This window comes from Hyphomicrobium sp. DY-1, assembly GCF_047497105.1.
GTDB lineage: Bacteria > Pseudomonadota > Alphaproteobacteria > Rhizobiales > Hyphomicrobiaceae > Hyphomicrobium_B.
The window spans coordinates 3,082,837-3,096,670 of record NZ_CP134870.1; the positions used below are offsets into that span (position 1 = coordinate 3,082,837).

The 13,834-nt window shown below is 59.5% G+C and carries 13 protein-coding genes; 9 read left to right on the plus strand and 4 right to left on the minus strand.

The window, feature by feature from the left end; all coding sequences use genetic code 11:
- Window positions 1–47 precede the first annotated feature (47 nt).
- From RLW41_RS14880 to RLW41_RS14895, 4 genes are all read left to right on the plus strand, one after another.
- The gene (locus tag RLW41_RS14880; protein ID WP_414461975.1) at window positions 48–947 is read left to right on the plus strand and encodes a DUF817 domain-containing protein; all 900 of its coding nucleotides are present in this window, start codon (window positions 48–50) and stop codon (window positions 945–947) included.
- Between the two features lie 89 nt (window positions 948–1,036).
- On the plus strand, window positions 1,037–1,312 hold the full coding sequence (locus RLW41_RS14885; RefSeq protein WP_409562434.1) for a hypothetical protein: 276 nt from the start codon (window positions 1,037–1,039) through the stop codon (window positions 1,310–1,312).
- 156 nt (window positions 1,313–1,468) lie between these two features.
- Window positions 1,469–1,672, plus strand: a complete 204-nt coding sequence (locus RLW41_RS14890) for a hypothetical protein (protein WP_013946523.1) — start codon at window positions 1,469–1,471, stop codon at window positions 1,670–1,672.
- Between the two features lie 205 nt (window positions 1,673–1,877).
- Window positions 1,878–2,573 carry a hypothetical protein gene (locus RLW41_RS14895; protein WP_414461976.1) on the plus strand — a complete coding sequence of 232 codons (696 nt, stop codon included), beginning with the start codon at window positions 1,878–1,880 and terminating at the stop codon, window positions 2,571–2,573.
- Between the two features lie 217 nt (window positions 2,574–2,790).
- On the opposite strand, the gene RLW41_RS14900 is transcribed toward RLW41_RS14895, so the two are convergent.
- Window positions 2,791–4,131, minus strand: coding sequence for a chloride channel protein (locus RLW41_RS14900; protein WP_414461977.1), 1,341 nt, complete (start codon window positions 4,129–4,131; stop codon window positions 2,791–2,793).
- Between the two features lie 26 nt (window positions 4,132–4,157).
- A complete protein-coding gene (locus tag RLW41_RS14905) occupies window positions 4,158–6,032 on the minus strand; it encodes a methylmalonyl-CoA mutase family protein (RefSeq protein ID WP_414461978.1) in 1,875 nt (624 codons plus the stop codon).
- 219 nt (window positions 6,033–6,251) lie between these two features.
- On the opposite strand from RLW41_RS14905, the gene RLW41_RS14910 reads away from it, so the two are divergent.
- The gene (locus RLW41_RS14910; protein WP_414461979.1) at window positions 6,252–7,691 is read left to right on the plus strand and encodes a helicase HerA-like domain-containing protein; all 1,440 of its coding nucleotides are present in this window, start codon (window positions 6,252–6,254) and stop codon (window positions 7,689–7,691) included.
- A gap of 126 nt (window positions 7,692–7,817) precedes the next feature.
- Window positions 7,818–8,114 carry a DUF4236 domain-containing protein gene (locus tag RLW41_RS14915; protein ID WP_409562439.1) on the plus strand — a complete coding sequence of 99 codons (297 nt, stop codon included), beginning with the start codon at window positions 7,818–7,820 and terminating at the stop codon, window positions 8,112–8,114.
- A gap of 92 nt (window positions 8,115–8,206) precedes the next feature.
- Here the strand turns inward: RLW41_RS14915 and RLW41_RS14920 are convergent, their stop codons facing one another.
- Together RLW41_RS14920 and RLW41_RS14925 are read right to left on the minus strand one after the other, a co-directional pair.
- Window positions 8,207–9,463 (minus strand): patatin-like phospholipase family protein, encoded by a 1,257-nt coding sequence (locus RLW41_RS14920; RefSeq protein ID WP_414461980.1) that lies wholly within the window; start codon window positions 9,461–9,463, stop codon window positions 8,207–8,209.
- Between the two features lie 234 nt (window positions 9,464–9,697).
- Window positions 9,698–10,288, minus strand: a complete 591-nt coding sequence (locus tag RLW41_RS14925) for a superoxide dismutase (RefSeq protein WP_409562441.1) — start codon at window positions 10,286–10,288, stop codon at window positions 9,698–9,700.
- 700 nt (window positions 10,289–10,988) lie between these two features.
- Between RLW41_RS14925 and RLW41_RS14930 the strand changes: the two genes are divergently transcribed.
- From RLW41_RS14930 to groL, 3 genes are all read left to right on the plus strand, one after another.
- Window positions 10,989–11,318: an H-NS family nucleoid-associated regulatory protein gene (locus tag RLW41_RS14930; RefSeq protein ID WP_409562442.1), complete on the plus strand. Its 330-nt coding sequence runs from the start codon at window positions 10,989–10,991 to the stop codon at window positions 11,316–11,318.
- Between the two features lie 454 nt (window positions 11,319–11,772).
- The gene (groES, locus tag RLW41_RS14935; RefSeq protein WP_013946533.1) at window positions 11,773–12,087 is read left to right on the plus strand and encodes a co-chaperone GroES; all 315 of its coding nucleotides are present in this window, start codon (window positions 11,773–11,775) and stop codon (window positions 12,085–12,087) included.
- Window positions 12,088–12,126: 39 nt separating this feature from the next.
- Entirely contained in the window at window positions 12,127–13,773 is a 1,647-nt protein-coding gene (gene groL, locus RLW41_RS14940) for a chaperonin GroEL (RefSeq protein ID WP_409562443.1), read from the plus strand.
- The last annotated feature ends 61 nt before the right edge of the window (window positions 13,774–13,834 follow it).

Consider the following 13,834-nt stretch of genomic DNA (forward strand, 5'->3'; position numbering starts at 1 on the left):
AAACCTCGGCATGATGCGCAAAGGGGGCGCCAGTTTCAGGGTGCAATATGCAACGCAAAGTTTCCGGGGATGCTTCGCAGCGAAGTGCAGCCCGACAGTGGCCGCCGCTTGCGCGCTTCATCGATTGGGAAGCGCGGATTGGTGAGGCGGCGGAAGCACACGGGCGGCTTTCTCACTTTGCCTACGAGTTCGTCCGCTTCGGTGTGAAGCAGGCGTGGGCCTGTCTGTTCGGAGCTTTGCTTCTCGCGCTGCTGATCGCGACGCATTTTTTCTATCCGAAAGGGGCGGCGCTGGCGCGATACGATTTTCTCGTTATTGCGGCTGTCCTGATCCAATTGGCGATGCTGCTTTTCAAACTTGAGACGCTCGAGGAAGCGAAAGTCATCGTCGTGTTTCACGCCGTCGGGACGGTGATGGAAATCTTCAAGACGTCGGTCGGATCGTGGATCTATCCCGAGGCGAGCCTGCTTCGCATTGCGGGCGTGCCGCTCTTCACCGGCTTCATGTATGCGGCGGTCGGATCCTATATCGCACGCTGCTGGCGGCTTCTCGATTTCCGATTCACGCGGCACCCGCCGGTCTGGGTGCTAGGCATTCTAAGCGTCGCCATTTATGCGAACTTTTTTGCTCACCATTACGTCCGGGATTTTCGAGTCATTCTCTTTGCGGCCGCCGTCGTGCTCATCGGGCCGTGTACGGTCTATTACAGGATCTGGAAGACGCACCGCCACATGCCGCTGTTGCTCGGGCTATTTCTGGTGGCGCTTTTCATCTGGTTTGCCGAGAATATCGGGACGTTTACGGCGGCGTGGGCTTATCCCAACCAGCGGCACGGCTGGCAACTTGTGAGCGCCGGAAAGCTCGGTTCGTGGTTCCTCTTAATGTTGATTTCGTATACCCTTGTCGCGTCGCTCCATCGTCCGAGTGAAATAAAAATCGAGGAATGAGCAGTATATTGTTTACCTCGAACTGTGGTCCCGACGGATATCGGTCGCGTTTCGTCGTAATATCTGCCGTCATTTCCTGGAAACGTCCTATGCGCAACTCAATCATCTTCATGGCTTCGGCGATCGCGGCCGGATTGTCGGCTTCAAGCGCCATTGCCGAGAGCGGGCTCGAGCCGCCGATGGATCTTCTGGCCGCGCAGCTTCGTACGCAGGGCTTTGCGTGCGATCATCCCGACAGCGCGCGACTGGACAACGACGCATCGAAGCCTAACGCCAAAGTCTGGATCGTTGCGTGTAAGGGTGTTCACTACCGGATGACGGTAGTGCCGGATCTCGCGGCGAAAATCGAAAAGCTCGACAACTAGCCCGGCTGCTCTTACCGGCCGAAGCGCGTCGTTCGCTTTCGCGGCGGCGGCGCTGTCGGTTTGTCACTCCGGTAACAGCGAGAGTTTGGCGCCGTGTTCATTCTCCCACGCATCGGCCTGCCATGGCTGGAGCAATTTTGAGATGGGAGGAGTGTCATGTCTGCTGTCGCTGTTGGAGCTGCTGGAGCTGCTATCGTCACTGCCGCGACTGTGCTGGCCGCGGCTTTTCCAGACACTCAGGCTCTGCTGTCGCCGTTGACCGAAGGCGGCAACGAATATGCGGTGCCTGCGGCATCGGTGCTCGCCTCGCTGCCGATCCTCGGCGTCATGGCCGTGCTTGCTGTGTCGGGCCGCGAATAGGTTTGCGCAGTGCTGCTATTGGGCTCTGACAGAGCATCGCGCGTGCCATTCTCCTGCCTTTGTTAGCGTTTCATTAGTCGTTGGGGCACGGGGGGTTAGAGTACGAAGCTACCTTGCCCGTGTGTGTGTTTTGAAGGGTGCCGCGGCACCGGTGCGGGCCGGCGTCGACGAGCAGTCCCATCGAGTATCGCGTGGGGTGTGCGTCGTGAGATTTAAGGCAGTTGCAGTGGTTCTGGGCGCCGTCGCTGCGTCCTCATTTTCCGCACCAACCAGATTAGGATCCGGCGGCGCGGCCGATGCTGCCGATGCGATACCGCCGGCGCAGCAGCGTGCGCAGTCGATCAAGGTTCCGGAGTTCGTTCCGGTCGTCAATTTCAGCGAGTTCGTTTTGGCGATGCAGGCGTTTGCCGCGCAGAATCCTCCTGCGGCGCGGATTGCGGCGGAGGAGTTAAGCGCTAAATTTGCATTGAATGGCGATGCGAAGCCGGCGGACGCGCAACAGATCGAAGTGCGCAAGCCCGACCAGCAAATGGCTGCTGCTGCGCCTGAGAAACCGGCGCCAGTTATCGTCACCCGGCCGGTTGTTACGGCGAGTATTTCAGAGGCGCCAGCAGAACCGCAGGTTCCGGCTGTTCCCGATCCGAACGGGCGCCCGACGACGGTTGCGGACCCTGTGAAGATTATCACCGGCTATCCCGCTAAGACGGCAGAAACAGCGCACAAGCGGCGCAAAGCCGAACGGAAGGTCGCGGCGTCTGAGGGGCGCGAACGGCTCACGAAAAAATATCAGCCGGCGATGGGTCTCGGTATGGTGATCGACTCCGCGGAAGAAGCTCCACCGATGTCGTCCCTGGCTCAAAAAAAAAGCAAAGTGAACGTCGGCTCCCGCGGCATCGAATAGTGTTGGGCCACGAAGCGCCGCCGACTAAGACGGCTGCCGTCGATCAGCCGCGGCAGGCGGGTGCCGATGAAAAAGCCGGTGCTGACAACAAGGATTTTCAGATCGGCATCCCGGGGCAGTCGATGGAACCGCTGATTTCGAAATGCGCAAAGACCGAAAGGTCGTGCATCGGAATCTTCTGCGGATGCTGAAAGGAGGGGCAGGAGCCCCTCCGGTTCTATTTCTTCAGTTCAGATGGCAGCGGATTGAAGCCGTGCGATAGCGCGTGATAGAGCGGCTCGCGCTGGATAAGGCGCGAAATGCCTGCAGCGAGCAGCGACGTCGCCATCAGCGGGATGACCATGTTCCGGTCGCTCGTCATTTCCATCACGATCACGACGGCGGTGAGCGGCGATTGCACGACGGCGGCAAAGTAGCCGACGGTCATCATCAGCATCAGGGCGCGCGGTTCGACGAACGAGAAAATCGGGGTGACCATCGAGCCCAATCCGGCGCCGACGGCAAGCGACGGGGAAAAGAGACCGCCGGGAATGCCGCTCGCCGACGACAGAAGCGTCGTGATGAGCTTGCACGGCCCATACCAGAAGGGAATGTGATTGCCGTCCACCAGTCCGGCATGCGTTTCCATATAGCCGTTGCCGGAGGCATATCCGCCCGTTGCAATGCTGAGCACCGCGACGATGAGGCCGCAGACGGCGGCGAAGACGGCAGGGCGACGGCGGAGCGTCGCGATGAAAGATGGCGGCTTGCGCACAAGTACGACGAGCGAGCGCGAAAAGAAGCCGCCCATGAGGCCGCCCAGCAGCGCGCAGATCGGGATGGCGGACCAGTCGGCGGCATGTGCCATATTGGCAGAGACCACACCGAAATAAGCGTAATTTCCGAGGATGAACCAGCTCACGCCGCCAGCGATCGCGACAGAGGCGATGACGAGTTCGTTGATGCGGCCGGCATAAGATTTGGCGACTTCCTCGATGGCGAAGAGAATACCGGCGATGGGCGCGTTGAACGCCGCGGCGATGCCAGCCGCCGAGCCTGCGAGGACCAAGCCGTTGTGTCGTCCGATGCCGGCATAACCGGCAACCGCATACATGACCGAAGCACCGACCTGAACAGTCGGGCCTTCGCGTCCAACGGATGCGCCGAAGATCAGTGCAATCGTCGTCATGATGATCTTTGCGACCATCGTCGGCCAGCCGAGAATGCGTTTCCGGAAGGCGACGATCTTGCTCCGCCGCGCGGCGATGACCTGGGGAATACCGCTTCCCGAAGACGCCGGGAACCAGCGCGCGGTGATGTAGGCGAGCACGGCAAAGCCGATGGGCGACAGGATCAGCGGTAGCCACGGCGAGGTGTGCAGCATCCGGTAGTAGAGGTCCTGCGCCGCGTCGGCGAGCTTGGCAAAGCCGACCGCGGCAAGGCCGATGCAGACGGCGCCGAGAAGGAAGACGCAGCGGCGAAGCCAAAGGCGGCGCGAGAGGCTGACATACCTATAGCGGCGCAAATGCAATTTTCGACGGATTGCCGCTTTGCGAGCGGCTTGTACTTTTGAATCCACGTCTCGTCGTTTCCTTGGCTTTTCGCTTAGGCCAATTTGTCTTGCAGGCCTTTCAGCGTGGCGACCGCATCGGCCCCGGCAAACAGGAACTGATCGACGCCGGCGGCCTTGAGCGCGGCCTCGTTGTCGCCCGGCCGACCGGCCATGAGCACGAGTTTAGCGCCTGCGGCTTTCAGAGCTTTTGCCGTCGGTTCTGAAAGCGCGGCATTGACCGCATCGGACGAACAGATGCACGCGGCGGTCGCTCCGGATTTACGGAAGGCTTCGGCTGCGGCCTCGGGCGTCTTGTAGCCGTCGCTGACGAGCGTTGCGATGCCACCCGCCGCGAGGTAGTTTTTCGTCCACGTCGTGCGAATGTTGTGATCGACGATCTCGCCCATGCTGGCGAGGAAGATGTTGAAACCGCCGTGGGCGTCCGCCGCGTCGCGCAGCGTCTCAAACGCTTCGCCGAGGCGATGCGGTTTCAGCGGTGCGATCTCGACGGCGGCATTCGCCGTTGGCGCCGAAGCTGCCGGCCACGGATCGGCATGAACGCCATCGTCTCCGAGCAACGGAAACGCATTCACACCCGTCAATTCCTGACGGATCGTTGCGACCGACTTGGCGCGTGTTTCCGCCGTCTTCGTGATCATTTCTTGCACGAAGCCCGATTGCAGGCAGGCGAGAAGGCCGCCGCGGGCTTCGATATCCTGGAAGATTTCCCAAGCTTTCTTCGTCATGTCGTCGGTCAGGTTCTCGACGTACCAGGAACCGCCTGCCGGGTCATTGACGCGGCCGAGGTGGCTTTCTTCCTGGCAGACGATCTGGATGTTGCGCGCGACGCGGCGCGCGAATGCATCCGGTTTACCGAGCGCGAACGTGAAGGGCAGTACAACGATGGCGTCGGCGCCGCCGAGAGCCGCGCCTGCGCATGCGATCGTCGTGCGTAGGATGTTCGTCCACGGATCGCGCTTCGCCATGATGCGATAGGACGTTGGGCAATTGAGCGTGACGGCAGATGCCGCATTGCCTGCACCGCAAGCGTCCGCGACGCGCCAGACCAGGTGACGCGCAGCGCGCAATTTTGCAATCGTGGAGAATTCATCGATGTCGGCTGCAAGCGCGACGTTGATTTTCGGGAGTGCTTCGGCAGGAGCGATGCCGCCCTTGTCCGCTGCACGCAAATAAGCAACGAGCGCCGACAGCATGAACGCAAGCTCTTGCGCTTCGCTGGCGCCTGCGACATGCGCCGGGACGCCATCTGCCGTCATGACCTGAACGCGCGGTGACGCCATCGTCGTCTTCATCAAGGCGACGGCGCGTGCGAGCGCCGTCTCGACCGGTTCCGACAAGCGGCCGGTCATCGCCAGCGTGCCGAGGGGATCGGCGCCGAACGAGCCCTGGCGTTCGGCAGGCTTAATGCCTTTTGCGTCCCATTCCGCCATCAGCGCGAGGGCGGCGTCGAAGACGTTTTCTCCGGCAACAAGGACGATGGGGCAAACGTCAAGCAGGACGCCCGCGAGCGCCTCGGCGAATGCTTCCTTGGTGGCGGGCAGGCCGTTGCCGCAAACCTGAAGTGCGATGGATGTCACGCCGCCTTCGAGATCTTCCAGAATTGCCTTGTTCGCCGCTTTCGGGTCGGCCTCGATGTGGAAGGTGCGAATGTCCCAGCCGAGGCCATCACGTGCGGGCCTCATGCCGCGGGTGAGCGGGGGCTTGCCCGGCAGCTCATTTACCGTGCTTTGAAGCGCGTCGCGGCGGGTATAGAGCGGTTCGACCTTCAGGCCGTCGGCCGTGCGGCTGACAAGCCGTTTCTCGAAATCGGCGCCTTTCAGCGCTTTTTCGACGAGGGCGCGCCATTCATCGATATTGGCGGCCGGAAAATCCTGGGCGAAATGCAAATCTTGCGTCCGGGTCGTCATACAACTTGGTTCCCAAAGCGTAGGGGGCGTTATCGATAGGGTATCTTTCCGGTATACCCCCTAAAGCAGTTCGTGCGAGCCTGAAATTGCCATGTGGCTTGGCCGAATTGCCGCGCTGGGGCGAGGCCGGGTTGACGTTTGCGTCGGCTGGGCGGGCATGGCATCACGGCAGGAATGGCCGCAGCGCGAGTCGGCCGTTTCGATACGCGAGGAGGCACTATGACCGGCAAGCATGGGCCCGAGGACAGTGGCGAAGCGGTCGCCGATCCTCGCGACTATGTCCAAGATGGCTTGATCCTCATTGGCGTCAGCAAGTCAGGCCACGAACCGGCGGCGGAATGTATCGAGCTTGCGCTGGCCAACCGGCATGGTCTTATCACGGGCGCGACCGGTACCGGCAAAACCGTTACGCTTCAGGTGCTGGCCGAAGGCTTCTCAGCGGCCGGCGTTCCGGTTTTTGCTTCCGACATCAAGGGCGATCTTTCGGGGATCGCTGCAAAGGGTACACCTGCGCCGAAGCTCGTCGAGCGGGCGAAAGAAATCGGGCTGACGAACTACGGCAACACGTCGTTCCCGACGGCGTTCTGGGACATCTTCGGTAAAGACGGCCATCCCGTTCGCGCGACCGTGCAGGAAATGGGACCGTTGTTGCTCTCGCGATTGATGGAGCTGACCGAGCCTCAGGAAGGCGTGCTGAATATTGCATTCCGCTGGGCGGAGGACGAACGGGCGGCCGGTGACGCGAAAATGACGATCCTCGATCTGCAGGATCTGCGCGCGGTCATCGACGAGATGGGCAAGAAAGCCTCGACGTTGCGCAGCAAATACGGACACGTCGCGCCGGCAACTGTCGGCGTTATCCAGCGCCGTCTCCTTGTTCTTGAAGAGCAAGGCGCCGACCGGTTTTTCGGTGAGCCTGCGCTCGACATCATGGATTTTCTGAAGGTCGATGCGGACGGTCGCGGCATCGTCAACGTGCTTGCGGCTGAAAAGTTGATGAACACGCCGCGCCTTTACGCGACGTTCCTGCTTTGGCTGTTGACCGAGCTTTTCGAGAAGCTGCCGGAGGTGGGCGATCTCGAAAAGCCCAAGCTCGTATTTCTGTTCGACGAAGCGCATTTACTGTTCAATGACGCGCCGAAAGCGGTGCTCGAACAGGTCGAACGCGTGTCGCGGCTGATCCGTTCGAAAGGCGTCGGCGTCTATTATGTGACGCAGAGCCCGAGCGACGTTCCCGATCGCGTCTCGGCACAGCTCGGCAACCGAATTCAGCACGCGTTGCGCGCCTTCACGCCGAGAGAGCAGAAAGCGATCCGCGCTGCTGCCGAGACGTTCCGGCCCAATCCGAGCATCGATACCGAGCGCGCCATTCAGGAGCTTCGCGTCGGTGAAGCGCTGGTTTCGTTACTGCGCGGCAAGGGCGAACCGTCGATGGTCGAGCGGACGTTAATTCGGCCGCCGATGTCGCGCGTCGGGCCACTTACCGCAGAGGAGAGGAAAAAGCTCATCGCCGCCGGTAGCGACAACGTCAAGAAGTACGCCAAGGGCCTCGATCGCGAATCAGCACACGAGCGCTTGCAGGATCGCAGCACGATGTTGGGGCAGCTCAAGCACAGCGCGAAGAAGGTCTTTCCCGGTCTTTTTGGCAGTAAAGGCTGACAGCGGAGCGAATCCGTTGAAAGTCACAATTGGAGCCATTAGGTTTTTTTGGAGATTCGCAAAACGCGAGTACCGTGGCGCGTAAATTGGATGATTTAACCGGCAGGCGCCGACGAGGAGACTGAGATGGGCTATTTCCGGTTTCGCAAGACATTTACAATTCTTCCCGGCGTTCGCATCAATCTCAGCAAGACCGGCGTCAGCAGCAGTGTCGGCGGCAACGGCGCGACGCTGAATGTCGGGAAGCAGGGGCCGGTGGTGACGTTCGGCATTCCGGGTACGGGTCTTAGCTATCGCGCTCCAGTGAGCCTTGCCATCCTGCTGTTGGTTGTGGCGGCCGTTGCCATCGTCGGTATCGCCTATCTGGTTGCGCCGGACGCTGTGAAGACACTGCTGCATTGGTGGCAGCCGCGCTGGTTCTGAGCTTAAGATTAAGCGACGGCCTCGTTCAGACGATGGGAAGCGCTGGCGAAAGCCCGCGCTTTTGCTTTTTAGCTGCTGTCGGTTGATGCGGGTCAGCCGTTGCCTGCGGCGGCCAGCGGCTCAGGCAGGCTGGGGCGTGGCTGCTGTCCATCGACTCCGATCGGGGCCACACCCGGCGGATGCTTCAGCCAAATGCCGCTGCGTCCGACCTGGACGCCCTTGGCATAGAGAGCCGCCTGATACTTCGGATCGTAGATTTCTTTGGTCTTGTAATCGAACGATGGCGGCACAGCCAAGAAGTTGAAATCGGCGCCACCATCAAGCGCAACGCGGTAGATGTGATAAACCTCGCCCATGTTCTGGCTCTTGATTAGCGTGGAAATCGAGCGGCCGGCGATCTGTAGCGTCGTCGGCTTTACGACTTCCTGGTCCGGGGTGGCTTTGCCGTTCTTTATGATGAAGTAGCGGCGGATCGGCGGCTGGTCGTAAAGAACGTCGAAAGCTTTAATGGGCGCATCGACCGGGCTGATGAAGACTTCGCGGGTGGTGCCCCCGTCAACGTGCAACTCGTCATACATTCTGCCGTCGGCGACGACTTCAATTTTGACCGGCGGGAAGGCGGCGGGAATAGCAGCGGACGCCAGGATGACCTTGCGAAACAGCTCGATCGCCTGGGGAGATCTTTTGAGGGCGATTTCGCCCATGTTCCAAACAACCGGGCGCTGGGCATCGAGGTTCGTCGTCAGGACCAAGAGAATGCGACCGCGCTTGTATTGCGCAGCGATCCGGTCGAGAAATTTTTCATCGACATAGTGGGCGATGAGGTTCTGCAGGGGAGCGGTGCTCGAAAGAGCAGGGCCGCCGAAAAGACCTGACAGAATTTCTGGCGTCGCGACCTGATCCTGTTTGTATTGCGTCCAGATGGCGTGAAGCTTTTCGTCTTCGGACGGTCCGAGAAAGGCGAACGGCGCAATGATTGCCCCGGCGCTGACGCCCGTTACCACCTGGAATTCCGGACGGTCGCCGCGCTTCGTCCAGCCGGCGAGGACGCCCGCGCCGAATGCGCCGTCGGAACCGCCGCCTGAAAGAGCGAGCGTATCGACGACTTTGCGGCCGGCTACGGTTCTCGCGTGCTTACCTAGCTTGGGCATGTGCGCGGTACGCCGCCGGATTTCGGCGATAGGATCTCTTGGAACTTCATCGCCCCAGAAGCGAACGCCGGGCATGCCCGGAATTTCCGCAGTTTCGGCGAGGGAGGCGCTGGAAATCCCGTTGCGCGTCATAATTGTCGCGCACCCGGTGAGAACGAGCGCGAAGATCAACGTGACAGCAACGTGCAATCTCGGCACGAACACTCGGATCCCCCGCCCCTCAGTAATACCCCGCCTACTGTACGAGTTTTAGGGCACGGACAAGGCGGCGGCAACGGCGTGCGGCGAGCTTCCACGCCAAGTCTCTGATTCAGCAGGTGTTCGAGTGGCCCTAGCGCATCAGTTCGAACGCGGAGTTTAAAGGCGCAAAAAAAAAGGCGCCGGCATTACGAGCCAATGCCGGCGCCAACAAATGTTTCGACGACGTGTCGTTTAGCCGACGAGAGCCTCGACGTGCTCCCAGTTGACGAGGTTGTCGAACCAGGCTTCGAGGTACTTCGGACGGGCGTTGCGGTAGTCGATGTAGTAGCTGTGCTCCCAGACATCGACGCCGAGGATCGGCTTGGAGCCGTACATCAGCGGGTTTTCACCGTTCGGCGTTTTGACGACTTCAAGTTTGCCGTCCTTTACCGCAAGCCAAGCCCAGCCCGAACCGAACTGGCCCTTGCCGGCTTCGATGAAGTCGTTGCGCACCTTGTCGAAGCCGCCGTAACCGTCGACAAGCTTCTGGACGTTGCCGGGCAGCTTGTTGCCGCCGCCGCCCTTCTTCATCCACTGCCAGAAATGCAGATGGTTATAGTGCTGGCCAACGTTGTTGATGAGGCCCTGGGCCTTATCGGCGTAGGCGTTCTTGACGATATCTTCGAGCGACTGGCCCTCGTACTTCGAGCCAGCAAGCAGCTTGTTGCCATTTTCGACATACGCCAAGTGATGCTTGTCGTGGTGAAACTCGAGTGTCTCGGCCGACATGAACGGCGCGAGAGCATCATAGGCATAAGGAAGATCAGGTAATTTCAGCGTCATAGACGGCCACTCATCATGTTGCGGGGTGGATTGAAAGCCGCGGGAACGTAGCTTTTGAAACCAGCTTACACAAGTCGAAGGCTGAACCCGCGGTTGGCGATGCAGTTCCACTGCGCCGACACTAATCGGCGATTTTCGTCGTTCGCATATCGATCTTCCGGATGGTGGGAGAGATTTAATGGCGGACGCTGGGCTCCAAAATTCGCGGCGGGCTGCGACCCAGATAAAGTCAACAATTTAATAATTTGAATGCCGTGAGAGCCTTCAAGATCGCTGCAAAGAATGCCGGCCGTAATTTCTTTCTTTTGCCATCAATGCAAATTCGTATTTTAGTATCTACACGGATTGTTTGCGGGTATTATTAGAAGAACGCGATTTTCGATTGCGATCCGGTAAGGGTCCGGCTGTTGGAAAGGCTGAATTCATTGGCAAGATTTCGTGCTATTTCTCAGCCTGAGCGTTTGTTCGTAGGCGCATTTTAGGTGGTGATATCGCTCCGCTTAAACTAATGAATTGGCTGCATTGAAAAATATGTGATCCGGCATTTCTCGTTTGCGGAATATTCACGAGTATTTATGAGGTTGCGTTGACACGGTGACACATCTCGGAGATTCCTGCTGCGCAGGGGTCGGGATGTGATTACACCGGCGGGCAGGAAATCTAGTAGAGGTTGTCGTTGGTGATGCGAAAAGTAAAATCTATGGCGACGATCAATGTCGACAAACTTTCCCTCAAGGAGCTTGTCGACCTTGAAACGAAAGTTCAGAAGGCGATCGCAGCCGCTCGGGACCGGGAACGCGCCGAACTAAAAAAGAAAGTCGCGGATCTTGCAGAAACACACGGATTTTCCGTGGCGGAATTATTTGGTGCAAGCCGCGGACGCGGCGCAGTAAAAGGCAAGTCGATCGGCGTTGCGAAATACGCCAATCCTGAAAATAAAGCCGATACCTGGACGGGGCGCGGTCGTAAGCCGAACTGGCTGGTCGAACGGCTTAGGAAAGGTGCTAAGCTTGCCGATTTCGCGATTTGATGTCGCGAAATTTGTACGACGGGGCAACTGAAGAAAATGCGCAATTCTCATCGCAGAATAACTGTTTGCGATAAATGAATTGCGCGAACCCGCTCTTCAGAAAAATGGATTTCAAGTTGTCGCGCGATATAAACATCGCGCGCGATTTGTAATTGTGAGCTGCAACCGCTTTGTTGTTGCAACTTTTGGCGCGGCCATCGGATGACGGCACGGCCCGCCATGGCCCCGTGCTACTGCGGTGTTCAATAAGGCGAACGCCCATACTAATGGATCACGTTTTAGCACTCAAGTATTGACAGTGCTAACAGTGCGCACCATATATCCGTCGCGTTCGGGCTCGTCAGCGATCCTGCTCGCAGTGCACCGGCGGACAGCAATGTCCGTTGCCTGCGGCCTGGCATCCTAGGCTGCGAACAAAAGACAAATCGTCTAGCCAAATCATGAGGTTACCCCCATGGCGTTCCGTCCTCTCCACGATCGTGTCGTCGTGAAACGCATTGAGGAAGAAGCAAAGACTGCAGGCGGGATCATCATCCCCGACACCGCCAAGGAAAAGCCCCAGCAGGGCGAAGTTGTGGCCGTTGGCCCCGGCGCTCGCGATGAAGCGGGCAAGGTCGTTCCCCTCGACGTCAAGGTCGGCGATCGCGTTCTGTTCGGCAAGTGGTCGGGCAGCGAAGTCAAGATCGACGGCGAAGATCTCCTGATCATGAAAGAGAGCGACATTCTCGGCGTTCTCTCGGCCCCGGCAAAGTCCAAGGCCGCCGCTTAATTTCATCCCCCTATTTGCCAAGCTTAGGAGTTGCTCAACATGGCAGCTAAAGACGTCAAGTTTGCCCAGGACGCCCGCGAGCGCATGCTGCGTGGTGTCGACATTCTTGCCAACGCCGTGAAAGTCACGCTCGGCCCGAAGGGTCGCAACGTCGTTATCGAGAAGTCGTTCGGCGCACCGCGCATCACCAAGGACGGTGTGACGGTCGCGAAGGAAATCGAGCTCGAAGACAAGTTCGAGAATATGGGCGCGCAGATGCTCAAAGAGGTCGCCTCGAAGACGGCCGACCTCGCCGGTGACGGCACCACGACGGCAACGGTTCTTGCCCAGGCGATCGTTCGCGAAGGCGCGAAGTCGGTTGCTGCCGGCTCGAACCCGATGGACCTGAAGCGCGGTATCGACCTCGCCGTTCTGGCCATCGTCGAAGACCTCAAGACCAACTCGAAGAAGGTCGCGAAGGATCAGATCGCTCAAGTCGGCACGATCTCGGCGAATGGCGACGAAATCGTCGGCAAGAAGATTGCCGAAGCGATGGACAAGGTCGGTTCGGAAGGCGTCATCACGGTTGAAGAATCCAAGACGCTCGATTTCGAACTCGATGTCGTCGAAGGCATGCAGTTCGATCGTGGTTACCTGTCGCCGTACTTCATTACCAACGCCGACAAGATGATTGCTGAACTCGAGAATCCCTACATTCTCATCCACGAGAAGAAGCTTTCGGGTCTCCAGGCGATGCTTCCGGTTCTCGAAGCCGTCGTCCAGTCGGGCAAGCCGCTCCTCATCATCGCTGAAGACGTCGAAGGCGAAGCTCTCGCGACGCTCGTCGTCAACAAGCTGCGCGGCGGCCTCAAGGTTGCTGCCGTCAAGGCTCCGGGCTTCGGCGATCGCCGCAAGGCCATGCTGGAAGACATCGCAGTCCTGACGGGCGGCACGGTGATCTCGGAAGATCTCGGCATCAAGCTCGAGACGGTTACGCTGCAGATGCTCGGCCGCTCCAAGAAGGTGACGATCGACAAGGAAAACACGACGATTGTCGATGGTTCGGGCAAGAAGGCCGACATCGAAGCGCGCGTCAAGCAGATCAAGGCGCAGATCGAGGAAACGTCCTCGGACTACGACCGTGAGAAGCTCCAGGAGCGTCTTGCCAAGCTCGCCGGCGGCGTTGCCGTCATCAAGGTCGGCGGTGCGACGGAAGTCGAAGTTAAAGAGCGCAAGGACCGCGTCGACGACGCTCTGCACGCAACGCGCGCAGCCGTTGAAGAGGGTATCGTCCCGGGCGGCGGCGTTGCGCTTCTCCGCGCTGCGAAGGCTCTCGACTCGCTGAAGCCTGAGAACGACGACCAGAAGGTCGGCATCAACATCGTCCGCAAGGCGCTGCAGGCTCCGGCTCGCCAGATCTCGACCAACGCCGGTGAAGACGGTTCGGTGATCGTCGGCAAGATCCTCGAGAACTCGAAGTACGCTTACGGCTACAACGCTCAGTCCCACGAGTACGGCGATCTGTACTCGCAGGGCGTCATCGACCCGACGAAGGTCGTGCGTTGCGCGCTGCAGGATGCCGCTTCGGTTTCGGGCCTGCTGATCACGACGGAAGCCATGATCGCCGACGTGCCGAAGAAGGACGCTGGCCACTCGCACGGCGCTCCCGGCGGCGGCATGGGCGGCATGGGCGGAATGGATTTCTAATTTAATTGCGCCGGGCGACTCCGCTCCGCGGAGCCGGCCGCCCGGCGCAGTTGATCCTTTT

Coding starts and splice junctions, on each gene's coding strand:
- RLW41_RS14880 (WP_414461975.1), top strand. CDS start 48: ATGCAACGCAAAGTTTCCGGGGATGCTTCGCAGCGAAGTGCAGCCCGA.
- RLW41_RS14930 (WP_409562442.1), top strand. CDS start 10,989: ATGGCGACGATCAATGTCGACAAACTTTCCCTCAAGGAGCTTGTCGAC.
- RLW41_RS14925 (WP_409562441.1), bottom strand. CDS start 10,288: ATGACGCTGAAATTACCTGATCTTCCTTATGCCTATGATGCTCTCGCG.
- RLW41_RS14885 (WP_409562434.1), top strand. CDS start 1,037: ATGCGCAACTCAATCATCTTCATGGCTTCGGCGATCGCGGCCGGATTG.
- groL (WP_409562443.1), top strand. CDS start 12,127: ATGGCAGCTAAAGACGTCAAGTTTGCCCAGGACGCCCGCGAGCGCATG.
- RLW41_RS14905 (WP_414461978.1), bottom strand. CDS start 6,032: ATGACGACCCGGACGCAAGATTTGCATTTCGCCCAGGATTTTCCGGCC.
- RLW41_RS14915 (WP_409562439.1), top strand. CDS start 7,818: ATGGGCTATTTCCGGTTTCGCAAGACATTTACAATTCTTCCCGGCGTT.
- RLW41_RS14890 (WP_013946523.1), top strand. CDS start 1,469: ATGTCTGCTGTCGCTGTTGGAGCTGCTGGAGCTGCTATCGTCACTGCC.
- groES (WP_013946533.1), top strand. CDS start 11,773: ATGGCGTTCCGTCCTCTCCACGATCGTGTCGTCGTGAAACGCATTGAG.
- RLW41_RS14910 (WP_414461979.1), top strand. CDS start 6,252: ATGACCGGCAAGCATGGGCCCGAGGACAGTGGCGAAGCGGTCGCCGAT.